Source organism: Salinisphaera dokdonensis CL-ES53, from assembly GCF_040361215.1.
Lineage (GTDB): Bacteria > Pseudomonadota > Gammaproteobacteria > Nevskiales > Salinisphaeraceae > Salinisphaera > Salinisphaera dokdonensis.
Genome location: NZ_APND01000002.1, coordinates 768,109 through 790,798 on the forward strand (window position 1 = coordinate 768,109; position 22,690 = coordinate 790,798).

Below are 22,690 nucleotides of genomic sequence, written 5' to 3' on the forward strand. Positions count from 1 at the left end.
ATACGGGATCTGCGTGCCTGTGGCGCGCATCAGTCCTTGGAGGACTTGAACATTTCGAGCATGCGCTCGGTGACCACGTAACCGCCGACCGCGTTGCCGGCCGCCAGAATCACGCCGATGAAGCCGATCAGCGTCTCCCAGAAGCCCTCGCCGTGGCCCAGCGCCACCATGGCGCCGACGAGCACAATGCCGTGCACGAAGTTGGAACCCGACATGAGTGGGGTATGCAGGATGGCCGGAACCCGGCCGATGATCTCGTAGCCGGTGAAGGCGGCGAGCATGAAGATATAGAGTGCGACAAAACCTGTGATCACTGTCTTTTCTCCCGGAAAAATATAAGCCGCGTGATGAAGGCCTAGGCCTTGTCCCCGAGGGCTTCCTTGGCAGCTTCATTGACGGTCTGGCCGTCATGCGTGAGCGCGGATTTGGCCAGGACCTCGTCGTCCCAGTTGATTTCCAGCTTGTGCTTCTTGTCTGCCGGCTTGGCCTCTTCCTCGCCTTCTTCCGGCACAACGATCAGTTGCAGGAAGTTGAACAGGTTCTGGGCATACATCTCGCTGGAATGCTCGGCGAGCAGCGCCGGCACGTTGGACGGGCCATAGATGGTGACGCTGCCGTGGCTGACCGTCTCGTCGGGCTTGGTCAGCTCGCAGTTGCCACCGCCGGAGGCGCCGAGATCGATGATCACGGAGCCGGGCTTCATGGCATCGACCATCTGCGTGGAGATGATCTTGGGTGCCGGACGGCCGGGCACGGCGGCGGTGGTGATCACCGCGTCCGCATCGGCCATGTTCTTGGCCAGCATGTCCTGCTGCTTCTGCTTTTCTTCGTCGGTCAGCTCACGCGCATAACCGCCCTCGGCCTCGGCTTTGACGCCTTCGGCCATCAGGAAGTCCGCGCCCAGCGACTCGACCTGCTCCTTGGTGTCGGTACGCACGTCATAGGCGAATACCTTGGCGCCGAGACGCTTGGCAGTGGCGATCGCCTGCAGGCCGGCCACGCCAGCGCCAATGACCAGCACCTTGGCCGGGCGGATGGTGCCCGCGGCGGTGGTCAGCATGGGCAGGAAGCGTTCCAGCGAGTTGGCTGCCATGAGCGCGGCCTTGTAGCCGGCGGCCGATGCCTGGGAAGACAGGGCATCCATGGACTGGGCGCGGGTGATACGCGGCACCAGTTCCATGGCGAAGCAGGTCACGCCGGCCTTGTTGAGCGCTTTCACCGCGTCCGGGTTGTTGTGCGCCTGAACGAAGCTGATCAGAACCGAGCCCTGCTTCATCCTGGCGATCGACTTGGCGTCCGGCGCGTTGACCGCCAGCACCACGTCGGCGCCGAACACATCGTCGGCCTTGTCGGTGATCTGGACCGGGTCGTTGAAGGACTCGTCCGGAATCCGGCTGCCTTCGCCGGCGCCTTTGCTGACCAGCAGATCGACGTTCAGCTTGGCCAGTTTGTCGGCCACCTTCGGCACCATCGCGACGCGTGTTTCGCCGCTGGCCGTCTCTTTCGGGACTGCGATAGTTACGCTCATGTCTTCCCTTGTTTGATTGCGATGAACATCCGGCGCGGCAGCATGGTCGGCGCAGGGTGCGCCGTAGCCCCCTCGGGCCGCAGGCCGGATCAACCCTCAGGCAGTCTAACCGAAACGATACGGCTTTCGTAGCATGCCGCTCCGTGTTAGCGCGCTAGCTGCCGGGCGGCGTGATCGAGGTTTCGATATAGCCGTCGGGGATGGTGAAACGCTTTTTCGCAAGCGAATCGTGGCCGACCTTTACCAGCTGCCGGCGCTCGCCGGAGTTGGTGTCGGTGAAGCGCACCGGCATCCCCGACAGGCTGAGATAAGGCAGGCCCGCGGTCTCGAAACCGGTGCCGGCGAGCAGCGTCTGCATCAACGAGAACATGGATTCGACGCTGGCAAAGGTCTTGCCGGAAATACCCAGATCCTTGGGGCTGGCGACGCATAGTGTTTCGGCCGGCTTGCCGTCACGTACGACTTGTACGACCTCGCAGGACACGCCGGCGACACTGTCCTGGCGACCGGTACGATCCAGGCCGACCTTCTGTGCGCTCGTGTCCAGACCCGGCACCGATTGCAGCATGGCCGCACGGGCGGTGGCCTGCTGGCCTTTCGGCAGTTGTTGGACGCGCGATTCGATCTGGGCGCGCAGGTTGTCGACCCGCTCGCGGATAGCACTGGCGGTATTACGATCCAGGCGTGTATAGCTGCGGTCGACCGGGTTGACCGAGAAGATGGCCTCGTCGTCTGCCTCGTAGAGCTGCCACTGGCGTGTCGCGTCGTCGATACGGACGGCGCCGGGCTTCATGTCGACGGTGAATTCGCCGCTCGCACCCTGATAGGTGAGGGTGGTGTCGGCCTGGGCGGCGCCGGCCGCCACGGTCAGCAATCCGGCCAGCATCGTTGCGCTGGCCCGGGCGAGAAATCGGCTCATGGTCGGTGTCCTCTCGGATGAATTCGGCAAGGGGCGCGGCATTCTGCAGTGTCGGCGCCCGAATCGGGCGAACGGTGCAGTACACTAGCGCCATGCTGCTCGTGGATGCCAGTGTCTATATTTTCCGGGCGTTCCACTCGCTGCCCTCGAGTATGACCGGGCGCGATGAGCGGCCGCTGAACGCCGTCTACGGTTATGCGACCTTCCTCGCGCAGTTGCTCGCCGCCGACGACGACCGCGAAATCGCGGCAGCTTTCGACGAGTCGCTGGTCAGTTCGTTTCGCAACGAACTCTATGCCGACTACAAGGCCAACCGCGAGCTGCCGCCGCAGGCCCTGGTCGACCAGATCGCGGCCTGTCGCGATATCACCGAAGCGCTGGGCGTGCCAACCCTCTCCAGCCCGGTCTACGAGGCCGACGACCTGATCGGCACACTCGCGGCGACCACCGATAAGCCGGTCACAATCGTCACCTCGGACAAGGATCTCGCCCAGATCATGGGCGCCGACGACATCCTTTGGGACTATGGCCGCGAAACACGCTACGACGTCGCCGCCATCGAGGCCAAGTTCGGCGTGCCGCCGCGATTGATCGCGGACTATCTCGCGCTGTTGGGCGATACCGTCGACAACATTCCCGGCGTGCCGGGTATCGGCGCCAAGACGGCCGCATCGCTGCTGCAACGCTTCGATGGTGTCGAGGCGTTGCTTGACGATTTGCCGGGTGTTGCCGCAAGCGGTCTGCGCGGTGCCAAGTCGCTGGCGGGCAAGCTCGAGGCCCATGCCGATCAGGCCCGGCTTTCGCGCCAGCTTGCGACCATCGTCACGGATATCGAGCTCGATAGAGGTCAATGCGATGTGGCCCGGCGCTCGCCGGATCTCGATGCGCTGGCTGCGATCTGCGAGCGCCTGGGCGTAGGCGATCGGCTACGCAAGCGTCTGGGGCTGTCGACGACGTGATCGACTGGGAGGCGATCGATGCCGCCATCGCCCGTACCACCGGCCGAACGTTTGCGAGCGGGTACCGTACGCGGGTCGGCGGCGGTTCGATCAATAGCGCCTACCGGCTGGGCGATGCGCGCCAGCGCTTCTTTCTCAAGCTCAATCGGGCCGACCGCCACGGCATGTTCGAGTCCGAGGCGGCGGGCTTGGCGGAACTCGGCCAGGCGGTCGGTCTGCGCGTGCCGCGGGTGATCACCCACGGCACCACCGCGGCGCATGCGTTTCTGGTGCTCGAATACATCCCGTTGCAGCCGCTTGCGCCGGCGGCGATGACCCGTCTCGGCGAGGCGCTCGCCGACATGCACGGGATTGTTTCTGCCCGCTACGGCTGGGATCGCGACAACACCATCGGTTCCAGCGAACAGCCCAACGCGCGCCATCCGCAATGGCTGGAATTCTGGCGCGAGAACCGATTGGCGGTGATGCTCGATGCGCTATCGCCGCACCATCCCGGACTCGGGCGCGACGGCGATGCGCTGCTGTCGGTGCTCGACGAGCTGCTGGCCGGCCATCGGCCCGAGCCGTCGCTGGTGCACGGCGATCTGTGGGGCGGTAACGCGGGCATGGATGAACACGGCACGCCGGTCATCTACGACCCGGCGGTCTACTACGGCGATCGTGAGACCGATCTCGCCATGGCCGAACTGTTCGGCGGCTTCTCGCCGCTGTTCTTCGAGGCCTACTGGGGCGCGTGGCCTATGAGCCCCGGTTATCGGTATGTGCGGCGCCCGCTCTACCAGCTCTATCACCTGCTCAATCATGCCCGCCTGTTCGGTGGCCATTACGTGGCCGAAAGCCGACGCGTGATGCAGTCGCTGCTCGCCCGGGTCTGAGTCGTGTCTCCAGGACGGGTCGCGCGGCTGTAGTGCGGACCGGGCGTGGGTACAATGGCCGTCGTTTTCGATTCACTGCAACGATTGCCAGCGTGGCCTCCATGTCCGATATCCCGGTTCTCGATACCCGCCCGCCGGCCGGCCTGACGCCGGGTTCGGTTGGTGCGAACAAGCTTGCCAAGCGCCTCAAGCGCCTGACCGGCCAGGCCGTGACCGATTACGACATGATTCGCGACGGCGATCGCATCATGGTCTGTCTGTCCGGTGGCAAGGACAGCTACACGATGCTGGACATGCTGCTGTATCTGCAGTCGGTCGCGCCGGTGCGTTTCGAGCTGCGCGCGGTCAATCTTGATCAGAAGCAGCCGGGTTTCCCCGAACACATCCTGCCCGAGTATCTGAGTGGCTTGGGCGTCGATTACGAGGTGCTCGAACGCGACACCTATAGCGTCGTGGCCGAGAAGGTGCCGGAAGGCGCCACCATGTGTGGCCTGTGTTCGCGCCTGCGCCGCGGCATTCTCTATCGCTATGCGCGCGAGAACGGCTTCAACCGCATCGCGCTGGGGCATCATCGCGACGACATGGTCGAGACCATGTTCCTCAATATGTTCCATGGTGCGCGCATGGCGGCCATGCCGCCGAAGCTGCGCTCCGACGACGGCGACAACGTCGTCATTCGGCCGCTGGCCTATTGCAGCGAGCGTGATATCGAGAAATATTCGCGCCTGAATCAGTACCCGATCATTCCCTGCAATCTCTGCGGATCCCAGGCCAATCTTCAGCGCCAGAACATCAAGGCGATGCTCAGCGAATGGGAGCGCACCGATCCGGGGCGTAGCGAGCGCATCTTTCGTTCGATGACCCGCATCGCGCCGTCGCAGATGGCCGATCGCGAGCTGTTCGATTTCGCTGCACTCGACTGAGTCGATTGCGTCCATAGCGGAACGACCGCCGTATTCCGGCGTCGAATACACGTAATAGGCACGTCTATTGCCTCTATTCCCGGCATGGTCTTTCTTGAAAACCGTCGGGACGTGCCGCATACTTTTTCAGCGCAGTGAACAGTTGTGCACTGCAGCGGAAACACCGTAATCTTGTGAGGGCTATCAAGCCGATGACCGCAGAAAGGAAATATCCGGCCAACCCGGAGATGGACGACCACTTCAACTGGGTCGAAGCCATACCGTTCGCGCTGCTGCATGTGGCGCTGATCGGTATCTGGTGGACCGGCTTCACCGCCACGTCGATCGCGATTTGTGTAGGGCTTTATTTCGCCCGCGTATTCGCCATCACCGGCGGCTATCATCGTTACTTCTCGCATCGCGGCTACAAGACCAGCCGCGGCTTCCAGTTCGTGCTGGCCTTTGTCGGCTCCGCCGCGCTGCAGCGTGGTCCGCTCTGGTGGGCGGCCAAGCACCGCGAGCATCACCGCGATTCCGATATGCCCGAAGATGCGCATTCGCCGCGTCAGTACGGCGTGATCGACGCGCATGTGGGCTGGGTTTACCGCGAAGCGCGTTCCCATGCCGACATGGACCTGATCAAGGATTTCTCCAAGTATCCGGAGATGCGCTGGATCGAGCGTCATCAGTTCACGCCGGGCCTGATCGTGGCCGCGCTGTGTTTCCTAGTGGGCGGCTGGGCCGGCTTGGTGTCGGGCTTCGTGCTGTCGACCGTGCTGGTCTATCACGCGACGTTCACGGTGAACTCGCTCAACCACATGCTGGGCAAGCAGCGTTATCTGACCGGCGACGATTCGCGCAACAACTGGTTCCTGGCGCTGCTGACCATGGGTGAGGGTTGGCACAACAACCATCACTACTATCCGGCAGCCGCTCGTAACGGTTTCTTCTGGTGGGAGATCGACACGACCTATTACCTGCTGCTCGGTTTCGAGAAGCTGGGTCTGGTCTGGGATCTGCGCCAGCCGCCGAAGACGATTCTCGCCAACGAGAAGGCGCCGACGCAGAAGATCATCGACAAGTGCGCGGTGTATATCGCCGAGGGCTTCTCGGCCGATCGCATCAGCCACAACATCCGTGCGCGCTGGGAAGGCAGCCACGTGCTGGACGACCTGCGTGCCCATGCCCGCACCAAGTGGGACGCGGCCGAGGCCTATCTGGCCGAGATCGAGCTGCCGGATCTGCCGAGCGCGGAACAGCTCAAGGCCCGTGCGCATGCCAAGTTCAAGATCCGCCATGAGGGTCTGGACCGTGCCATCGAGCGTGCCCACGAGATGCTGCGCAGCAAGGTTTCGCACCGCCTGATCGAGCAGGCGCGTTCGGAGCCGACCCCGGCCTGATCCCCAGCCGGCGCAAGCAACGCCAAAGCCCGCTGCATTCGCAGCGGGCTTTTTTTATGTGTGCCGGATAAAGCAGTTGAGGTTTCGGTCTCGAAGCGTCGCGCGTAACGGCGCCGCGTATTAATGACGGCGGCGCTGTGCTCGTGCGCGCCATTGCGACGCTCCGGTGTCGAGGTTCGGGTGTGAAGACGCGATTTGCTGCGGGCGTGTCGTCAGTGAGGCCGAGGTGAGCGCCTGTTGGCACGCTCAGTCGAGTTTCTCGCGCGCCTTGGCCTGTTCCTCGTCCTCCGGCGGCTCCGTCTCCGGATCACCGTCCAGATCGCCGCCGCAGAACTTGCAGTAGTCGGCGTCCTTTTCGTGGCCGAATCGTTCGCAATGGGGACACTGTGCCGACCCGCGTTGGGTGCTGATTTCGGTCGTCAGTTCGGCGGTGATCACGCCGGTGGTAACGGCGAGTACGCCGTAGCCGATCAGGATCGCGATGCCCGCAATGGTCTGGCCGACCGGCGTGGTCGGGGAGATATCGCCATAGCCCACAGTGGTGATTGTGACCACCGCCCAGTAGATGGCGCGCGGGATGCTCGTGAAACCATGTTCGGGGCCTTCGACCACGTACATGATCGCCCCGAGGATGGTCACGAACAGTGTCAGGGTGCCGAGAAATATCTGAAGCTTGCGCTGTGCCTGCATCAGCGAACGACGCAGCGTGTAGAGGTCGTTGGCGTAGTTGGCCAGCTTGAATACGCGGAACATGCGCACGATGCGCAATGAGCGTACGGCCACGAAGTAATGCGCGTCCGGAATCACGGGCGCCAGATACATCGGCAGGATAGCCGCCAGATCGATCAGTCCCCAGAAGCTGCGGATATAGTGCCAGCGGTTCTCTGCTGCGTAGATGCGGGTCGCGTACTCGAGCGAGAATACGATCGTGAACACCCATTCGAGCGTGGACAGCTCCGGGCCCAGCCGCGCCTCGATGGCGGCAACGGAAATGAGCATGAGGTTGATCACGCTCGCTGCGATAACGAGCAGCAGCAGAATGTCGAAGGTGCGCCCGGCGGTCGACTCTGTGCCGAATATGATGTTGTGCAGGCGTCGGCGCAGGGTCTGGTCGGGTTGCGAGTCGGTCATGAGTCTAGAGCCACGCGGTACGCGCTAGTTGGTCCGCGCGTTCACGCGCCGGGATTGCCAGTAGTGGCGCTGCCAGTAGACGTTATCCATGCGCGACATGGTCACGCCGCGGCTCGTAGATGCGTGCATGAACCGGCCATCGCCAACGTAGATGCCGACATGCCTGCTTCGAAAACCGGTCTTGAAGAAGACCAGGTCGCCTGGTGACAGATTCCCGGGCGGCACCGGCTGGCCCGCAAGCGCCTGGGCGGCGGTCGTGCGGGGGAGCTCCAGCGAATGCAGATCGCTCATGGTCTGGCGCACGAAGCTTGAACAGTCGATGCCGCTACGGTTCACGCCGCCGTAGCGGTAGGGTACGCCGCGCCATTTCTGAAAGTAGTCGCGAAGCGCTTCCGACACCGCCGAGTGATCACTGGCGTGGCGGCTGCCCGATGGGCCGGGATACGATGTGCCGCCGCTGCTCTGATAGGCAGGCTGGCCCGCGCAGCCGGCGAGCAGGATGATCGCAAGCGACAGCGATAGCCACGACAGGTGCAGTCGCGCGCAGCATTGCGACATAATCGCTTTCGCAATTCTCAAGTGCACGCGCATGCCCCCTTTCATGAATTCATATATCGGCGCCGCGTTCCGTCTGCTTAGGCATTGGCCATGAGCGACAGTCTGGCAAATCGCGCCGTGCAGGCAGCGCCGCAAACCGTCGCTGCCGTGGATCTCGGCTCCAACAGCTTCCACATGATCGTGGTCCGCGACGACGCCGGCAAGTTGCATGTGGTTGATCGGCTCAAGGAATCGGTGCGATTGGCGGCCGGATTGTCCGCAGATCGCACCCTCGATGCCGATTCGGCCGACCGCGCGCTGGCCTGTCTCGAACGCTTCGGTCAGCGCCTGCGCGGGCTTGCGCCCGGCCACGTGCGGGCAGTGGGTACCAATACGTTACGCCGCGCGCGCGATGCCGACGCGTTCCTGGCGCGTGCCAGCGAAGCGCTCGGTCACCCGGTGGAAGTCATCTACGGTGTCGAAGAAGCGCGCCTGATCTATGGCGGCGTGATTCAGGACCTCGGCCGCGAACAGCCGCGTCGGTTGGTTATCGACATTGGCGGCGGCTCGACGGAACTGATCATCGGCGAGATGGGCGCGCCCCAGCTTGTTGAAAGTATCTCGCTCGGCGCGGTCGTGCAGATGCAGCGTTTCTTCGGCGGCGGCAAGATCACCCGCAAGAGTTGGCAAGCCGCCGTGACCGACGCACGCCTCACGCTCGAGCCGATCGCGCGCGCCTATCGGGACGCCGGTTGGGATATCGCGATCGGCGCTTCGGGCAGCGTGAAATCAATCCTGCGCGCGACGGGTGCTCAAAGCGCGGACGAAACCATTACCCCGGCGGGCCTCAAGTCGCTCGGCCGCGCGATCGTGAAGGCCGGGCGCCTGGACAAGCTCGATCTGCCCGGCGTGTCGGATGACCGCAAGGCGATATTCCCGGGTGGCCTGGCGGTGCTGACCGGCATCTTCGAAAGCCTCGGCATCGAGGCGATGCGGGTTTCGGACAAGGCGCTGCGAGAAGGCGTGGTGGCCGACCTCTTGGGCCGCCTGCACGATCGCGACGCGCGTGAAAGCGGCGTGCTGGCCGCAATGAATCGTTACGACGTCGATCAGGCCCAGGCCGAGCGGGTAGCCAAGACCGCCAAGCGCCTGCTGGGCGATTACGCCGACGAGAATGACGACGCGTACGCCAGTGGCATGGCGCTGCGCCTGCTGCGCTGGGCGGCGCTGTTGCATGAGATCGGCCTGGCGATATCCCACAAGGGCTATCACAAGCACGGCGAGTACATTCTGCGAAATGCAGATCTGCAGGGTTTCTCGCGGACGGATCAGGCCTTGCTGGCCACGCTCGTGCGCCTGCATCGCGGGCGCTTTCGCGCCGATCTGATCGAAGCGCTGCCGGCAGAATGGCGTGCGCTCGCCCGTCAGTTGGTCATCGTCCTACGCCTGGCGGTGATCCTGCATCGCGGTCGTAACCCGAAGCTGGCGCCGCCGGTGCGCCTGCGCGTGGGCAAGCGCGAAATCCGGCTGGTGGGTGACAGCCACTGGCTCGCCGAGCGCCCGCTCACGCAGGCCGATCTCGACCGCGAGGCTGAGTTGCTCGGACGAGCCGATATCCGCCTGGTCAGCAGGACTGACGACTAACCAGCGTTGTACTCGCGGGTGCTGGCGAAGGTGATCTCCGGCCAGCGTTCCTCGGTAAGCTGCAGCTTCACGCGGGTCGGCGCCAGATAGACCAGCGCGCCGCCGTGGTCTTCGGCCACGCCGTCATCCATGCGGTCGCGGAAACGCCGCATTTCGCGGTCTTCGCCGTAGATCCAGCGCGCAGTATGCACGTTGATCGGCTCGAACGTGGCCTTCACGCCGTATTCGTTCTTGAGCCGCTCGGCGACCACGTCGAACTGCAGCACGCCGACCGCGCCCAGGATCACGTCGTTGTTGTTGATCGGGCGGAACACCTGGGTCGCGCCTTCTTCACAGAGCTGGTCGAGACCCTTGTGCAGCGCCTTGGCCTTGAGCGGGTCGCGCAGCACCACGCGTTGGAAAAGCTCCGGCGCGAAGTTGGGAATGCCAGTGAACTGCAGATCCTCGCCCTGCGAGAAGCAGTCGCCGATCGCGATGGTGCCGTGGTTGTGGATGCCGATGATATCTCCTGGCCAAGCGCTTTCGGCGGCCTCGCGCCGGTTGGCCATGAAGGTGATCGCATCGTTGACGCGGATCTCCTTGCCCGCGCGCAGATGCTGCATCTTCATGCCTTTCTCGTAATGGCCCGAGCACACCCGCATGAAGGCGATACGGTCGCGATGCTGCGGATCCATATTCGCCTGGATCTTGAACACGAAGCCGGACAGCGGCTCCTCGTAGGGGACGACCTCGCGCTTGGTCGTGTCCCGCGGCAGCGGGGCAGGCGCCCATTCGACGAAGGCATCGAGCAGCGGGCGGATACCGAAGTTGTTCACCGCCGAGCCGAAGAACACCGGCGTGAGCTCGCCGGCGCGATACATCTCCAGGTCGAAGCCTTCGCCGGCCTCGCGCACCAGCTCGATCTCCTCGAGCAGGTCGTCGTAAAAGATGCCGGCAATCTCTTTCAGGCGCGGATCGTCGAGCCCGTCGAGCGTGACCGTCTTGCCGCCGGCTTCGTTGTCGGAGCCCTCGTAGAGATGCACCTTGTCCTCGAGCAGGTGATAGACGCCCTTGAACTGGCTGCCCATGCCGATCGGCCAAGTGATCGGGGCACAGGTGATGCCCAGCACTTCCTCGATCTCGTCCAGCACTTCCAGCGGTGGTCGGCCTTCGCGGTCCATCTTGTTGATGAAAGTGAAGATCGGCGTGGTGCGCAGTCGACAGACTTCCATCAGCTTGATCGTGCGCGGCTCCACGCCTTTGGCGATATCGATGACCATGAGCGCGCTATCCACCGCAGTGAGCGTGCGGTAGGTGTCTTCCGAGAAGTCCTCATGGCCCGGTGTATCGAGCAGATTGACGATGCGCTCGTTGTAGGGGAACTGCATCACCGACGTGGTCACGGAAATGCCGCGCGATTGCTCCATCGCCATCCAGTCCGAGGTCGCATGGCGGCTGGCCTTGCGCCCCTTCACCGTGCCGGCGAGCTGGATCGCGCCGCCGAACAGCAGCAGCTTCTCGGTGAGCGTGGTCTTGCCCGCGTCGGGGTGCGAGATGATGGCGAAGGTCCGACGCTTGGTCGCTTCGCGCGCTGTGGGCGTGTTGTCGAGGGCGGGTGACGCACTCATCGATGGCTCCCGGTCGCTATAAAAGGCTGTATCGGCTGATAAAAGTAGCTGTATAGTGCAGCGCTATCCATAGCAACAAGAAATGCAATTAGGAATCACGATCGCTCCTGCCTATAATTCGTCTCGAAGCCGGCAAGGCGCAACGCCCGCCGGTCTTCGCAGAATCGGTGTTCCCCCTTCACCGGTTTTTGCGTTAACGCAGCGCGCATCCTACCCGAGCGATTGCGCTGCGATGCTGGTGCCGCTCTCCCCCTGGCGGCGCCATTCTTCAGGCCCGGATCGGCTGCCCTCCCGATCCGGGCCTTTCTTTTGTCATTGATGTCTTTCGGTTCTCGGCGAATCTCGCCTGTTTGCCGCGTATTTTGCCGTACTCAAGGCCCGAAAAGCGTGCCTGGGCCTCAGTGCCGCTGGCTCGAGCTCTTCTGCCAGACGCGAATACGTGCGATGACCTCAGCGATATAGAGCGCCAAGAACAACGCAAACATCAGCTCCTTGACCTCGCCTGCATCGATGTCGAATGGGAAGGGAACGTCGCCAAAGACAGCCTCGAAAATCTTCTCCGGTACAGAGGACAACGGCGCAATGAAGCCGATCGCGACACAGGCGATACCCGGCATGATCCAGTAACGGAAACTGCCCGGAGCGTAGGCCGTGCCGCGGACACGCCGTACCAAGGGCAGGATCGCGCCGCCGATGAGCATGCCGACGGTCATCAGGTTGCGTGGCAGCTGGTCCAGCAACGATCCGGCGAGCGCATTCGAATTATGCAGGTTGGTCTCGGCCTGGTTATTGAGTGCACGCCACTCCTCGGGTGTCGCCCAGCCAAACCAGTGCTGCCCCCAGCTGGCTTCTTCACCGCCGAAATACAGGCATCCCAGGGCGAATATCGCGAAGAACACGGTCAGCGCGCGATCTCCCTGACGCCAGGCCCAGCGGGTCACATACAGGCCGGCGACGAGTGAGAGAGCCAGCAGTGCCACGGTCGCGGTTTCAGTCACGCCGGATTCATGGCGGAACCATGTGTCGTAAACCGGATTGCTGAAGACTGCGCGGGCGACGTAGTGGCCGAAATAGACCACCACGGGAACCGCCAGCCAGAGCCAGCGGGGCAGGAGCGTTGCGTTCGAATTGTTCATGGGCGTAGAAGATTAAGACGTTGTGCCGGCACCCCGCGTGTCGCGTCGGGGTCAGCGTACGGTAAACGGTTGGGGCAGGTTGTCGGCGTCGGTGGGCTGTTCGTCGACTGAGTCGACGCGTGCGGCCGGCGAGCCTTGTTCGAGCCAGCGGTTCAAGGCGGCCACCGCATCGCGATCGCCGCCCGCGACGGCCTCGACACGACCGTCCGACAGGTTGCGCACCCAGCCGGCGAGCGCGAGTTCGCGCGCCTTGTCCTGGGTCGCGGCGCGAAAGCCGACGCCTTGCACGCGGCCGCTAACGATGAACTGTCGGGTATGCTGCATGGGAGTATCCGCTAACGCACATTATAATCGTTCCATCACTAGATGGCGCAGGTTGGCCCATGTTCAACACCATTCGTCGACGAGTGCGTCGGCTGGCCGGGCGGGACGAGTCCATGGCCCGGGCCCATGACGCCACGATCCAGTTTCGGGTGCCCAATCCCTACGGCGGTCGGCCCTGGCTGACGGCCACTGTCGCGTTGAGTAGCACGCCCCATGGCTACGGCGAAACAGTGCGCGTACGTGCCCATATGGACGGCGCGCTCAAGCTGCCGGTTCCCGGCGCAGAGCGCGAGCGCCTCGCGCATGACCGCGACGGGGGCGGGGGCCTGGTGCGCTATGGTCGCGATGCCGCTGCAGCCCTTGCGCGCGGCGTCGTGGAGCGCTTGCCGGCTCGGCATCTGGAGTCGATCGCGGCGCGTCGCTGGCGCAGCTGGGTGGACATCCAGATGAGCACTTCGCCGTTGGACGGTGGCGCCGACGCGCTAATGCCCGAGCCGCTGCGCGGCATGTATGGCGGCGGGCTGCCCCGTGCCGGTACAGGCGAGCCACGTATCGGCGTCTGGTCGGGGCCTGCCGGCGGGCCGGCAGGGGGCGTTGCCCAGCTGGCGATGCTTCAGCTCGACGAGCGCGACATCGGTCGCGACCGACAGAAGAGCGGCACGGGCTTCAATCTCAACGCCAGCATCGCCCAGGTGATGGAGCCGACGCTGCCCTATGGCGACGGCGATTGAAACCGATCGTGCGAATTGACTCATGGGCGGTTTTACAAGAGCATATCGCTGCGCCGCGCTTCATGGCGCGTGCTGTTACCGGGAGAATTTGATGATGCAGAGTTGGCGTAAGGCCCTGTTGGCCTTGATCTGTTGCGCCTTCGCGAGCGCTCCAGCGTTCGCCCAGTCCGAGGACAACGCTGATGCACCGGGGGATGCCGCTGCCGGCAAGGAGCGCTTCTATACCTGCGTGGGCTGCCACGGTATTCCGGGTTACAGCAACGCGTATCCGACTTACCATGTGCCCAGGATCGCCGGTCAGAACGCGACTTATGTCGTGGCCGCGCTCAAGGCCTATCGCGACGGCGCACGCAAGCACTCGACCATGCACGCACAGGCATCGAGTCTGAGTGATCAGGACATCAAGGACATTGCGGCCTACCTGTCGCAACTGAAGCCGTAATGGCGGGGCGAGCAACGATGACGCATGCATTCACGCGTGGACTGATCTGCCTGGCGCTGTGCGGTTTTGCCGGTGCGAGCATCTCGGCCGAGTCCGGCCACGGTGAGGACAAGCCGGCCGACAGTGACTGGGTGTCCCAAACCACCCAGACCTGCGCCAGCTGTCATGGCAAGAAGGGCGTGGCCCAGACCGAAAACTTCCCGACTCTGGCGGGGCAGTATCAGGACTACCTGCTGCACAGCCTCAAGGCGTATCGCGACGGCGAGCGCAAGAACGGCATCATGGCCGGCCAGGTTCAGGGCATGACCGACGACCAGTTCAAGGCGTTGGCTCGTTATTACAGCAAGCAGGAAAGCCCGCTGCACACGCCAAGCCTCGACTAGGTTTACAAGGGCCGGGCGGCTGCGCTTTTCAAGGATTAGACGATGTCCAACTTTGCGGTTTACATGATCGGCATCATCATCGTGGCGGGCGCGCTCGCCTACGGTGCCTATGCGCTCAGCGTTCCGCCGGTGTGGATCGGTGTTGGCGCGGCCATCATCCTCGGCTTCGGCCTCATGGGCGCAGTGAAAAAGACTCGCGGCCCGTCGGGCGGCCCGCCCCGCCGCTAGACCGGCCCACCTCGCGCTGGGGCGCGATGCGTCAGTCGCTGCGGTACCCTAGCCGTGCGAGCAGGCCGTCGAACTCGTCGAGATCATGAAAGGCGATACGTAGCTCGCCGCGCCGGCGATCGGCGTCGTAGTCGATCTTGACCGTGTTGCCGACCAGATCGGCCAGCTGATTTTCCAGTTCCGCCATGCCGTGGTCGGTGGTCGACTGCGACGACGTGTCGCCTGTTTCCAGGCGCCTGACCGCGGTTTCCAACTGGCGCACGCTCATCCGGCGCGTCGCCGCCAGTCGCGCCAGCTCGATCTGATGGGTCGGGGCCAGTCCGGCCAACACCTTGGCATGGCCCAGATTAAGTTCGGCGGCTTCCAACCGCGCCTGTACCGGCGCGGCGAGCTGGCGCAAACGCAGGTAATTGGTCACGTATACCCGTGACTTGCCGATCCGCCGGGCCACCGCGTCGTGGGTTAGGCCGTGCTCCTCGCACAGCCGCGCGAGGCCGTGGGCGGTGTCCATCACTCCCAGCGATTCGCGCTGCAGGTTCTCGATCAGCCCGAGAACGGCTGCCTCGGCCGCCCCGAGATCGTTGCGCACGATCGCGGGCAATTCCGCCAGGCTCGCGCGCTGGGCGGCCCGCCAGCGGCGCTCGCCGGCCAGCAGTTGGTAGCCGGTCTCGGCGTCGCCGCGTACCACCACCGGCTGGATGATGCCGGAGGTCTCGATCGAGGCTGCGAGCTCGGCGAGGCCGGCCTCGTCGAACGCGGTACGGGCCTGGCTGGGGCCGGGGCGAATCAGCTCGATGGCGAGCGAGACGACGCGCTGGCCGGGCTGGTCGACAACAGTGGAATCATTGGGCATCGGGGGCCTGCAGGGTGCTAGGCAGCGCGATCTGCGTGCTAAGCTCGATGGTCACAGGCTGCAGTGTAAAACCAAAGGCGCGTCCTTCCCCAGCGCGGAGCGACGTACCGTTCGAGGAGTCCTATGCGCACCCGGCAGTTTCTCAAGCCGCGTACCGTGGGTCGCGATGTCGACCGGCTCGTCGACGGCCTTCCCATGCACAACATCGGCAGCCAGGGCTATGACCCCTGGGGGCTCAATCCGGATACCGCGAAGATCACCTTCACCGCGGTGCGTTGGCTGTATGAGAACTATTTCCGCGTTCAGGCCAGGGGCCTGGAGCATATCCCTGGTGATGGCCGGCTGTTGATCATCGGCAATCACAGCGGCCAGCTTCCCATGGACGGGGTGATGGTCAGCTTTTCGGTGGCCAACAAGGAAGAGGACGCGCGTCTGCCGCGTTCCATGATCGAGCGCTGGTTTCCGTCGGTGCCTTTTCTGGGCAACTGGATGAATTCGGTCGGCGGGGTGATCGGCGATCCGAAGAACTGCGCCAAGATGCTCGAGCGTGAAGAGGCCATCGTGGTGTTTCCCGAGGGCATCCGTGGCTCGGGCAAGCCGTACCGGCTGCGCTACCAGCTGCAGCGTTTCGGCCATGGCTTCATGCATCTCGCCATGGAGCACAACACGCCGATCGTGCCGGTGGGCGTGGTCGGCTGCGAAGAAACGATGCCCTCGCTGGTCAATATCAAGCCGCTCGCGCGGATGCTGGGCATGCCGTATTTCCCGCTGGCGCCACTGGTGCCGTTGCCGGCCCGGGTTTTCCTGAACTTCGGCAAACCCATGCACTTCGCCAACGATGCGCGTAACGAGCGTGATGTCGAATGGCGTGTCGAGGAGGTCAAGGACGCCATCCGTGATCTGATCGATACCGGCATCGCCCAGCGCAAGAGTATTTTTTGATGACCGAGTCGACCGAGAACAAGAACGACATCGACCCGACGGCCGCCGCAACCGAAGACAACGCCACGCCGCGACGCAAGACGCCGGCCCGGCGCGCGCCCACACGCAACCGGCGCAGCGCCACCCGCAAGGCGGAAGGTATCGGGACCGGTACGCGTGGCAAGGTGCTTGTCACCGGCGCGGCTGGCGCGTTGGCGCAGCATGTGATCGCCCTGCTCAAGGAGCATTACGAGGTTGTCGGCGTCGAGTTCCGCGGCCTGCAGACCGATTATCCAGACACCGTCGACTACGTCGTGGATTTCAACACCCGGCCGTTCGAGGATGTGTTCCGCGAACACGGGTTCATGGGCATCATCCATCTCGGGCGTATTCGTTTCACGCAGTCGACACGCAACCGGCGCTATTCAGCCAACGTGGTCGGCACCGCGCGGCTTTTGCGCCTGGCACGCAAATACGGTGTGGAACAGGTGATCGCGCTATCGACGTATCACGTCTATGGCGCCGACGCGCGCAACCCCTCGCTCATCGACGAGGAGTACCCGATGCGCGCGGCCAATCTCATGCCCGAGATCGTGGATGCGGTAGAACTGGAAAATCTGTTCAACATCCATCTCTACAAGCATCCGGAACTCAATATCGCGATCCTGCGGCCGTGCAATATCGCCGGGCCGGGCATCAATAACGAGATCAGCCGGATGCTGTCGCAGTCGGTCGCGCCCTGCCTGTTCGGTTTCTCGCCGCTGATGCAGTTCATCCATGTCGAGGACATGGCCGCGGCCGTGGTGCGGTCATTCGAGCGTAACCGTCCGGGCGTATACAATGTCGCGCCTGACGATTACGTGGCATATCAGGATGCGCTGCAGCGCTCGGGATGCCGGCGGTTGTTCCTGCCTTCGGTGCCGCCGTCGCTCGCGCGCCGATCGGTACGGGCACTGGGCCGCTACGCGCCCCCGGACTATCTGATCGATTTCTTCAAGTATGCAGTGATCATCGATGGCGGGCTGTTCGCGCGTACTTTCGACTTCAAGCCGCAACATTCGTTGACCGAGCTGTTCGCCCATTACCGTGGCGGCAAGTAGGCGCCGGCGGCGTATTCATACCTCGAGGATGACCATGATGAAAATGTTGCCGCAACGGCTGCTCTCGCTTTCGGGCCTGTTCGGGTTGCTCGTGCTCGGCGGCTGCGTACACAGTCCGCCGTCCGATCCCTGGGATCCGATCGAGCCGGTCAACCGCGCGGTCTACAAGTTCAACGACACCGCCGACCGCTACGTGCTCCAGCCGGTGGCACGCGGCTACGACACGATCACGCCGGACCCGGTACAGCGCAGCGTCGGCAATTTCTTCGACAACGTGCGCGAGCCGGTCAACATGGCCAACAGCGCGCTGCAGCTCAAATGGGGGTCGTTCAATACCTCGCTCGGGCGTTTCATGGTCAACACCACCGCCGGCGTGGGCGGCCTGTTCGACGTGGCCAGCGCCGTGGGCGTGGCCGAAGTGGACGAGGATCTCGGCCAGACGTTCGGCTACTGGGGGCTGGGGCAGGGCCCTTATCTAGTGCTGCCGTTCCTCGGGCCGAGCAGCGGACGCGATTTGACCGGCCGTCTGGGCGATCAGTTCTTCTATCCGCTGACCTATGTGGATGAGGACTACGACTACATCGTCTGGAGCCTGCGCGCGCTGGAACTGATCAATTACCGGGCCAGCCTGCTCGGCTTCGAGGAAACGTTGGCCCAGCAGTTCGACCCCTATGCGTTCATGCGTGGCTATTACCTCGAGAACCGCCTCAAGGCGGTCTACGATGGCAACGTGCCGGCCGAGCGCATGTACGGCGACGACAGCGAAGACGACGGCGGCGCTTAGCCCGGGACCCGCATGCCCCAGGACCGGACCGATCTCCAGGCGCTGCAGGGGCTGACCCGGGTGCAGTTGCATGCCCATGCGCGCCAGTACTACAAGGCGGGTGGCCGCACGGAGCCGGAGGTGGCGCTGGTCGTCTACGGAGAGGCGCGGGCCGTGTTCAAGGACTATGCCCGTACGCCGGGCTGGTTCGGGCGCGTCCTCGCGCCGGTACTGATCTGGCGCGAGGCGAGCGCGCTGCGGCGCCTGGCTGGTATCACCGGCATTCCGAAGATTTATCGCCAGCTGGATGCGCGCGGTGTACTCATCGAGTATCTGCCGGCCACGCCCTGGCCGCAGGCGCGGCCGTCCGAGGTTGCTTATGAGCGGCTCGAAGCGCTCGTTCAGGCAATGCACGAGCGCGGCGTCGCCCACTGTGATTTGCGTGCGCCCAGCAACATGCTGGTCGGCGATGACGGCACGCCATATATCGTCGATTTTGTCGCCCGCGTGTGTCGCGGGCAGGTCTGGAACCTGCCGTGGAACTGGGTTTTCCGGCAGTTCGTGGGCGCCGACGAGAGCGCGCTCGCCAAACTGCGAGTACGTTTCGCGCCCTCGCTTGCGACAGCGGCCGACCGTGCGTTGCTCGCCGAGCGCGGCCCGGTCGAGCGTGTCGCCCGCGCTATCGGCGAGCGTACCCGCGAGATCGTGCGTTTTTTCGTGCGTTCCGGCTAAAAAGCGTCACAGGCAAATAAGCAATGAGTTTTCTGCTGCGTTTCCTGATGTTGTTCATGCCGCTGCTGCGCTGGCCGCTGCGTGCATGGATCAACACCCATGCCTCGCCCTCGGATCTCGAAGAGCTCTCCCTCGCGAGCGATAAACCGGTGTGCTACGTGCTGCCGGTAGCCAGTGTCATGGACTGGCTGGCCCTGGAAGTGGTCTGTGCCGAACATGGGTTGCCGCGCCCGCAGCTCGCGGGCAACCGCATGCCGAGCATGCAGCGCGCGGTGGTGCTGGCGCTGCCGGTGGGGCGCAGCCGTGAACGGTCCGAGCTGCACCGGATTGTCTCGCGCGGCCTGCATGACAAGTCCTTCGACGTGCAGATGGTGCCGGTGTCGGTTTTCTGGGGCCGCAACCCGGTCAAGGAAACCTCATTGTTCCGGATTCTGTTTGCCGACAGTGACCGTACCGGGCGGCTGCGCAAGTTTCTGATCGTGCTCGCGAATGGCCGCAATACGCTGGTGCATTTCGGCCAACCCCTCGATTACCGCGGTTTCCTGGACGAGGACGCCGCGCCGGACACCATGGTGCGCAAGCTCGTGCGCGTGCTGCGTATCCATTTCCGTCGCCAGCGTGCTGCGACCCTGGGCCCGACCTTGTCGCGTCGCAGCCAGCTGATCAACTCGCTGCTGGCCGATCCGGATGTCCAGCATGGTATCGAGCAAGCCGCACGGCGCGAGAACGTAACTGTCTCCGCGGCCCGGTCGCGCGCCCGCGATTACGCCAACGAGATCGCGGCCGACTATTCCAATATCGCCATCGGTTTCATGCTGCGGGTGCTGACCTGGCTGTGGCACCGCATCTACGACGGCGTCGACGTGCGTCATCTCGCGCGCCTGCGTGCCACCACGCATGACCGGCGTGAGGTCATCTATCTGCCCTCGCACCGCAGCCATATGGACTACCTGCTGGTGTCCTACATCCTCTACAAGGAAGGCCTGGCGTTGCCGCAGATCGCGGCTGGCGTGAATCTCAATTTCTGGCCGGTCGGCGCGTTGTTGCGTCGTTGCGGGGCCTTCTACCTGCGCCGCAGCTTCAAGGGCGATCGACTCTACACGGCGGTATTCCGCGCCTATGTCGACGTGCTGATCACGCGCGGCCAGCCGATGAAGTTCTATCCCGAAGGCGGGCGCAGCCGCACCGGCCGGCTGCTGTCGCCCAAGACCGGCATGCTCTCGATGGCCGTGACCAGCGCGCTGGGTGGCAAGGGCGCGCCGGCCGCGATCGTGCCCGTCTATATCGGCTACGACCGCGTGATGGAGGTCAACAAGTACTTCGACGAGCTGCGCGGCACGCGCCCGAAGAAGGGCGAATCGATGGGCGATCTCGTACGCGGCTCGACCAAGGTGCTCAAGCGCAAATACGGCCGGGTGTTCGTGTCCTTCGGCGAGCCGATCGACCTGCAATCCTATGCCGACGAGCACCTGCCGGATTGGCGCCAACAGATGCGCACGCTGGATATGGATGCGCGCCCGCGCTGGCTGCAGGACTTCGTGGCCGCGCTCGCCGAGCGGGTGATGGAAGGCATCAACGCCACGGCCACGCTCAATGCCTCGGGCCTGGCCTCGCTGGTGCTGCTTGGCAGCCCGCAGAAGGCGGTCGCCGAGGACGAAATGGTCCATACGCTGTCGCTGCTCGCCCAGCTGGCGCGCCGCAGCCCGTATTCGCGCGATGCCACCGCCCCCGCCGAAACCGACGGCCACAAGCTGCTCGCCGAGGCCGAGCCGCTGATGCGCCTGATCCGTGTGCCCCATGCCTGGGGCGACGTGCTTACTGTGGAATCGCGTCAGGCCGTATTGCTGACCTATACCCGCAACAACGTCATGCACCTGTTCGCGCTGCCGTCGTTGGTGGCCAATTTCTTTGCCCATTTCGAGCATCGGGATCGCGCGCGCGTGCTGGATGACGCGGTCGAGCTGTATCCGTTGCTGGCCTCCGAACTGTTTCTGCGCTGGCCTTTGGAGCAGGCGCGCGAGGCACTCGATCAGGCGATCGATGGCCTGCTGGACTGTGGCTTTCTGCTGACCGACGAATCCGGCCAGCTACGTCGGCCGGAGGCCGGCAGCAATGCCTTTGCGGCGTTGATGAGTCTTTCGCGGATCATGCGAGAAGCGCTGGAGCGTTATGCGATGACCGTGATGCTGCTGAGCCACAATCTCGAGGCCGGCACCGTCGAACGCGGTCGCTTCGAGCGCCAGTGCCAGCTCATGGCCGAGCGCATGGCGATTCTGACCGGCCGCAACAGCCCGGAATTCTTCGATTCACGCCTGTTCCGCAATCATCTGCAGACCCTGGTGCGGGTCGGTTTGCTGCAACAGCAGGGCAACAAGTTGCATATCGACGAAGCGCTGCGGGATGTCGCCGAGCATGCGCTGCAACTGCTCGGCCCCGATCTGCGCCAGTCGATCGCCCACCTCACCTCGCTGCCGCATCTCGAAGACGGCGACGCGCAAGGCAGCGACGCCGCCAAGACTGCATCGGCCGGCTGAATCGCGAGGTGCGAGTCGGTGGCGCTCCTTATGGGGCGCCGGGCGGCTGCCAGAGATAGAGCGGCTGTGACGCGCCGGCATTGCTGTCGACCGACAGATCGATCGGCACTCCCGCGGCACTGAAATTCATGCCGCTGCCAGTTGCCGCCTCGGCGAGAATCGAACGCGGCGCGCTACGTCCGCGGTAATAGCGGATCACGCGGGCTTCGTCCACGCCGGCCTTGTCGCGGGCCAGCGCGAGCACGTCGTCGATATGGCCTATCCGGTCGATCAGGCCCAGCCGTTTGGCATCGTCGGCGGCGAAGATCCGGCCGTCGGTGATCTCGGCCAGATGATTGCTGTCCAGATTCGGGCGGCCGGCCTTCACCACGCTCACGAAGCGCGCGAACAGCGAATCGATCACGTCCTGAACGATCCGGCGCTCTTGGGGGCTCGCCTCGCGTAGGGGCGACATGATGTCCTTGTGCTCGGCGCTGACATAGCTGGCGTCCTCGACGCCGAGCTTGTCGAGCAGCCCCTTCGCGTTGACGCTCGGAATGATCACGCCGATCGAGCCGGTGATCGATGTCGGCTGCGCGATCACCGTATCCGCGGCCATGGCCACGTAGTAACCGCCGGATGCCGCCACGCCGCCGAAGCTGGCGATTACCGGCACGCCGGTGGTTTCGTGGTAGCGCTGAATGCGGGCATGGATCTCGTCGGCGGCGGATACCGTGCCGCCGGGGCTGTTGATCCGCAGTACGACGGCGCCGATGTCGTCGTCCTTTTCAGCCTTGTCGAGCGCGCGCGTGACCGTCGCCAGCGTCGACTGCTGCTGGACCAGCCCGAACGCCTGGCGGCTGGGGGCATCCGAGATGAACCCCGAAATCGGCAGCCAGAGAATCTTGCTGTCGCCATCGCCCTGGACCGTGGTCTCTCGCAGTTGGTCGTCATGGCCGCCGAACGGCGAGATGACCACGCAGCCAGCCAGCCCGAGCAGGGCGGTGGCAAGCACCGTGGCGCACAGGCCGGTACGCAGGGTCGCAGCAAAATGGGGCATGG

At 64.1% G+C, this 22,690-nt stretch carries 24 protein-coding genes; 14 read left to right on the forward strand and 10 right to left on the reverse strand.

Features of this window, described 5'->3' with window-relative positions:
• Window positions 1-29 precede the first annotated feature (29 nt).
• The 3 genes from SADO_RS09375 to SADO_RS09385 all read right to left on the reverse strand — a co-directional run bounded on the left by SADO_RS09375 (window position 30) and on the right by SADO_RS09385 (window position 2,447).
• Entirely contained in the window at window positions 30-314 is a 285-nt protein-coding gene (locus SADO_RS09375) for an NAD(P) transhydrogenase subunit alpha part 2 (protein ID WP_353110917.1), read from the reverse strand.
• A gap of 41 nt (window positions 315-355) precedes the next feature.
• On the reverse strand, window positions 356-1,528 hold the full coding sequence (locus tag SADO_RS09380) for a Re/Si-specific NAD(P)(+) transhydrogenase subunit alpha (RefSeq protein ID WP_353110918.1): 1,173 nt from the start codon (window positions 1,526-1,528) through the stop codon (window positions 356-358).
• A gap of 154 nt (window positions 1,529-1,682) precedes the next feature.
• On the reverse strand, window positions 1,683-2,447 hold the full coding sequence (locus SADO_RS09385) for a DUF4412 domain-containing protein (RefSeq protein WP_353110919.1): 765 nt from the start codon (window positions 2,445-2,447) through the stop codon (window positions 1,683-1,685).
• A 74-nt stretch (window positions 2,448-2,521) separates the two neighbouring features.
• Here SADO_RS09385 and SADO_RS09390 point away from each other — a divergent pair, with 74 nt between their 5' ends.
• From SADO_RS09390 to SADO_RS09405, 4 genes are all read left to right on the forward strand, one after another.
• The gene (locus SADO_RS09390) at window positions 2,522-3,406 is read left to right on the forward strand and encodes a 5'-3' exonuclease (RefSeq protein ID WP_353110920.1); all 885 of its coding nucleotides are present in this window, start codon (window positions 2,522-2,524) and stop codon (window positions 3,404-3,406) included.
• Complete coding sequence (locus SADO_RS09395; protein ID WP_353110921.1) at window positions 3,403-4,281, forward strand: fructosamine kinase family protein; 879 nt, start codon at window positions 3,403-3,405, stop codon at window positions 4,279-4,281. Before SADO_RS09390 ends, SADO_RS09395 begins: the two co-directional genes overlap by 4 nt.
• Before the next feature lie 101 nt (window positions 4,282-4,382).
• Complete coding sequence (ttcA, locus tag SADO_RS09400) at window positions 4,383-5,204, forward strand: tRNA 2-thiocytidine(32) synthetase TtcA (RefSeq protein ID WP_353110978.1); 822 nt, start codon at window positions 4,383-4,385, stop codon at window positions 5,202-5,204.
• Window positions 5,205-5,395: 191 nt separating this feature from the next.
• Window positions 5,396-6,583 carry an acyl-CoA desaturase gene (locus SADO_RS09405; RefSeq protein ID WP_353110922.1) on the forward strand — a complete coding sequence of 396 codons (1,188 nt, stop codon included), beginning with the start codon at window positions 5,396-5,398 and terminating at the stop codon, window positions 6,581-6,583.
• Between the two features lie 246 nt (window positions 6,584-6,829).
• Here SADO_RS09405 and SADO_RS09410 read toward each other — a convergent pair whose 3' ends face one another.
• Window positions 6,830-7,714, reverse strand: a complete 885-nt coding sequence (locus SADO_RS09410; protein ID WP_353110923.1) for an ion transporter — start codon at window positions 7,712-7,714, stop codon at window positions 6,830-6,832.
• A gap of 24 nt (window positions 7,715-7,738) precedes the next feature.
• A complete protein-coding gene (locus SADO_RS09415; RefSeq protein ID WP_353110924.1) occupies window positions 7,739-8,272 on the reverse strand; it encodes a C40 family peptidase in 534 nt (177 codons plus the stop codon).
• Window positions 8,273-8,362: 90 nt separating this feature from the next.
• Here SADO_RS09415 and SADO_RS09420 point away from each other — a divergent pair, with 90 nt between their 5' ends.
• Entirely contained in the window at window positions 8,363-9,895 is a 1,533-nt protein-coding gene (locus tag SADO_RS09420) for a Ppx/GppA phosphatase family protein (protein ID WP_353110925.1), read from the forward strand.
• Here the strand turns inward: SADO_RS09420 and SADO_RS09425 are convergent.
• The 3 genes from SADO_RS09425 to SADO_RS09435 all read right to left on the reverse strand — a co-directional run bounded on the left by SADO_RS09425 (window position 9,892) and on the right by SADO_RS09435 (window position 12,962).
• Window positions 9,892-11,502, reverse strand: a complete 1,611-nt coding sequence (locus tag SADO_RS09425; RefSeq protein ID WP_353110926.1) for a peptide chain release factor 3 — start codon at window positions 11,500-11,502, stop codon at window positions 9,892-9,894. The two genes, SADO_RS09420 and SADO_RS09425, sit on opposite strands and share 4 nt — an antisense overlap.
• A gap of 398 nt (window positions 11,503-11,900) precedes the next feature.
• Window positions 11,901-12,638 (reverse strand): hypothetical protein, encoded by a 738-nt coding sequence (locus SADO_RS09430; protein WP_353110927.1) that lies wholly within the window; start codon window positions 12,636-12,638, stop codon window positions 11,901-11,903.
• 51 nt (window positions 12,639-12,689) lie between these two features.
• Window positions 12,690-12,962 carry an acylphosphatase gene (locus SADO_RS09435; protein WP_353110928.1) on the reverse strand — a complete coding sequence of 91 codons (273 nt, stop codon included), beginning with the start codon at window positions 12,960-12,962 and terminating at the stop codon, window positions 12,690-12,692.
• A gap of 59 nt (window positions 12,963-13,021) precedes the next feature.
• On the opposite strand from SADO_RS09435, the gene SADO_RS09440 reads away from it, so the two are divergent.
• The 4 genes from SADO_RS09440 (at window position 13,022) to SADO_RS09455 (ending at window position 14,746) form a co-directional block, all read left to right on the forward strand.
• Window positions 13,022-13,693, forward strand: a complete 672-nt coding sequence (locus SADO_RS09440) for a hypothetical protein (protein WP_353110929.1) — start codon at window positions 13,022-13,024, stop codon at window positions 13,691-13,693.
• A gap of 91 nt (window positions 13,694-13,784) precedes the next feature.
• On the forward strand, window positions 13,785-14,135 hold the full coding sequence (locus SADO_RS09445; protein WP_353110930.1) for a c-type cytochrome: 351 nt from the start codon (window positions 13,785-13,787) through the stop codon (window positions 14,133-14,135).
• Window positions 14,136-14,152: 17 nt separating this feature from the next.
• A complete protein-coding gene (locus SADO_RS09450; RefSeq protein WP_353110931.1) occupies window positions 14,153-14,518 on the forward strand; it encodes a c-type cytochrome in 366 nt (121 codons plus the stop codon).
• A 42-nt stretch (window positions 14,519-14,560) separates the two neighbouring features.
• Window positions 14,561-14,746: a hypothetical protein gene (locus SADO_RS09455; protein WP_353110932.1), complete on the forward strand. Its 186-nt coding sequence runs from the start codon at window positions 14,561-14,563 to the stop codon at window positions 14,744-14,746.
• A gap of 31 nt (window positions 14,747-14,777) precedes the next feature.
• Here SADO_RS09455 and SADO_RS09460 read toward each other — a convergent pair whose 3' ends face one another.
• Window positions 14,778-15,599, reverse strand: a complete 822-nt coding sequence (locus SADO_RS09460; protein WP_353110933.1) for a ParB/RepB/Spo0J family partition protein — start codon at window positions 15,597-15,599, stop codon at window positions 14,778-14,780.
• A 123-nt stretch (window positions 15,600-15,722) separates the two neighbouring features.
• Here SADO_RS09460 and SADO_RS09465 point away from each other — a divergent pair, with 123 nt between their 5' ends.
• The 5 genes from SADO_RS09465 to plsB are packed head-to-tail and all read left to right on the forward strand — an operon-like array spanning window position 15,723 to window position 21,649.
• Window positions 15,723-16,541, forward strand: a complete 819-nt coding sequence (locus tag SADO_RS09465) for a lysophospholipid acyltransferase family protein (RefSeq protein WP_353110934.1) — start codon at window positions 15,723-15,725, stop codon at window positions 16,539-16,541.
• Window positions 16,541-17,620, forward strand: a complete 1,080-nt coding sequence (locus SADO_RS09470; protein ID WP_353110935.1) for an NAD-dependent epimerase/dehydratase family protein — start codon at window positions 16,541-16,543, stop codon at window positions 17,618-17,620. Before SADO_RS09465 ends, SADO_RS09470 begins: the two co-directional genes overlap by 1 nt.
• Before the next feature lie 34 nt (window positions 17,621-17,654).
• Window positions 17,655-18,404 (forward strand): MlaA family lipoprotein, encoded by a 750-nt coding sequence (locus SADO_RS09475; protein WP_353110936.1) that lies wholly within the window; start codon window positions 17,655-17,657, stop codon window positions 18,402-18,404.
• 12 nt (window positions 18,405-18,416) lie between these two features.
• Window positions 18,417-19,115: a hypothetical protein gene (locus SADO_RS09480; RefSeq protein ID WP_353110937.1), complete on the forward strand. Its 699-nt coding sequence runs from the start codon at window positions 18,417-18,419 to the stop codon at window positions 19,113-19,115.
• A gap of 23 nt (window positions 19,116-19,138) precedes the next feature.
• On the forward strand, window positions 19,139-21,649 hold the full coding sequence (plsB, locus tag SADO_RS09485) for a glycerol-3-phosphate 1-O-acyltransferase PlsB (protein WP_353110938.1): 2,511 nt from the start codon (window positions 19,139-19,141) through the stop codon (window positions 21,647-21,649).
• A 28-nt stretch (window positions 21,650-21,677) separates the two neighbouring features.
• On the opposite strand, the gene sppA is transcribed toward plsB, so the two are convergent.
• Entirely contained in the window at window positions 21,678-22,688 is a 1,011-nt protein-coding gene (gene sppA / locus SADO_RS09490; protein ID WP_353110939.1) for a signal peptide peptidase SppA, read from the reverse strand.
• Window positions 22,689-22,690: the final 2 nt, after the last annotated feature.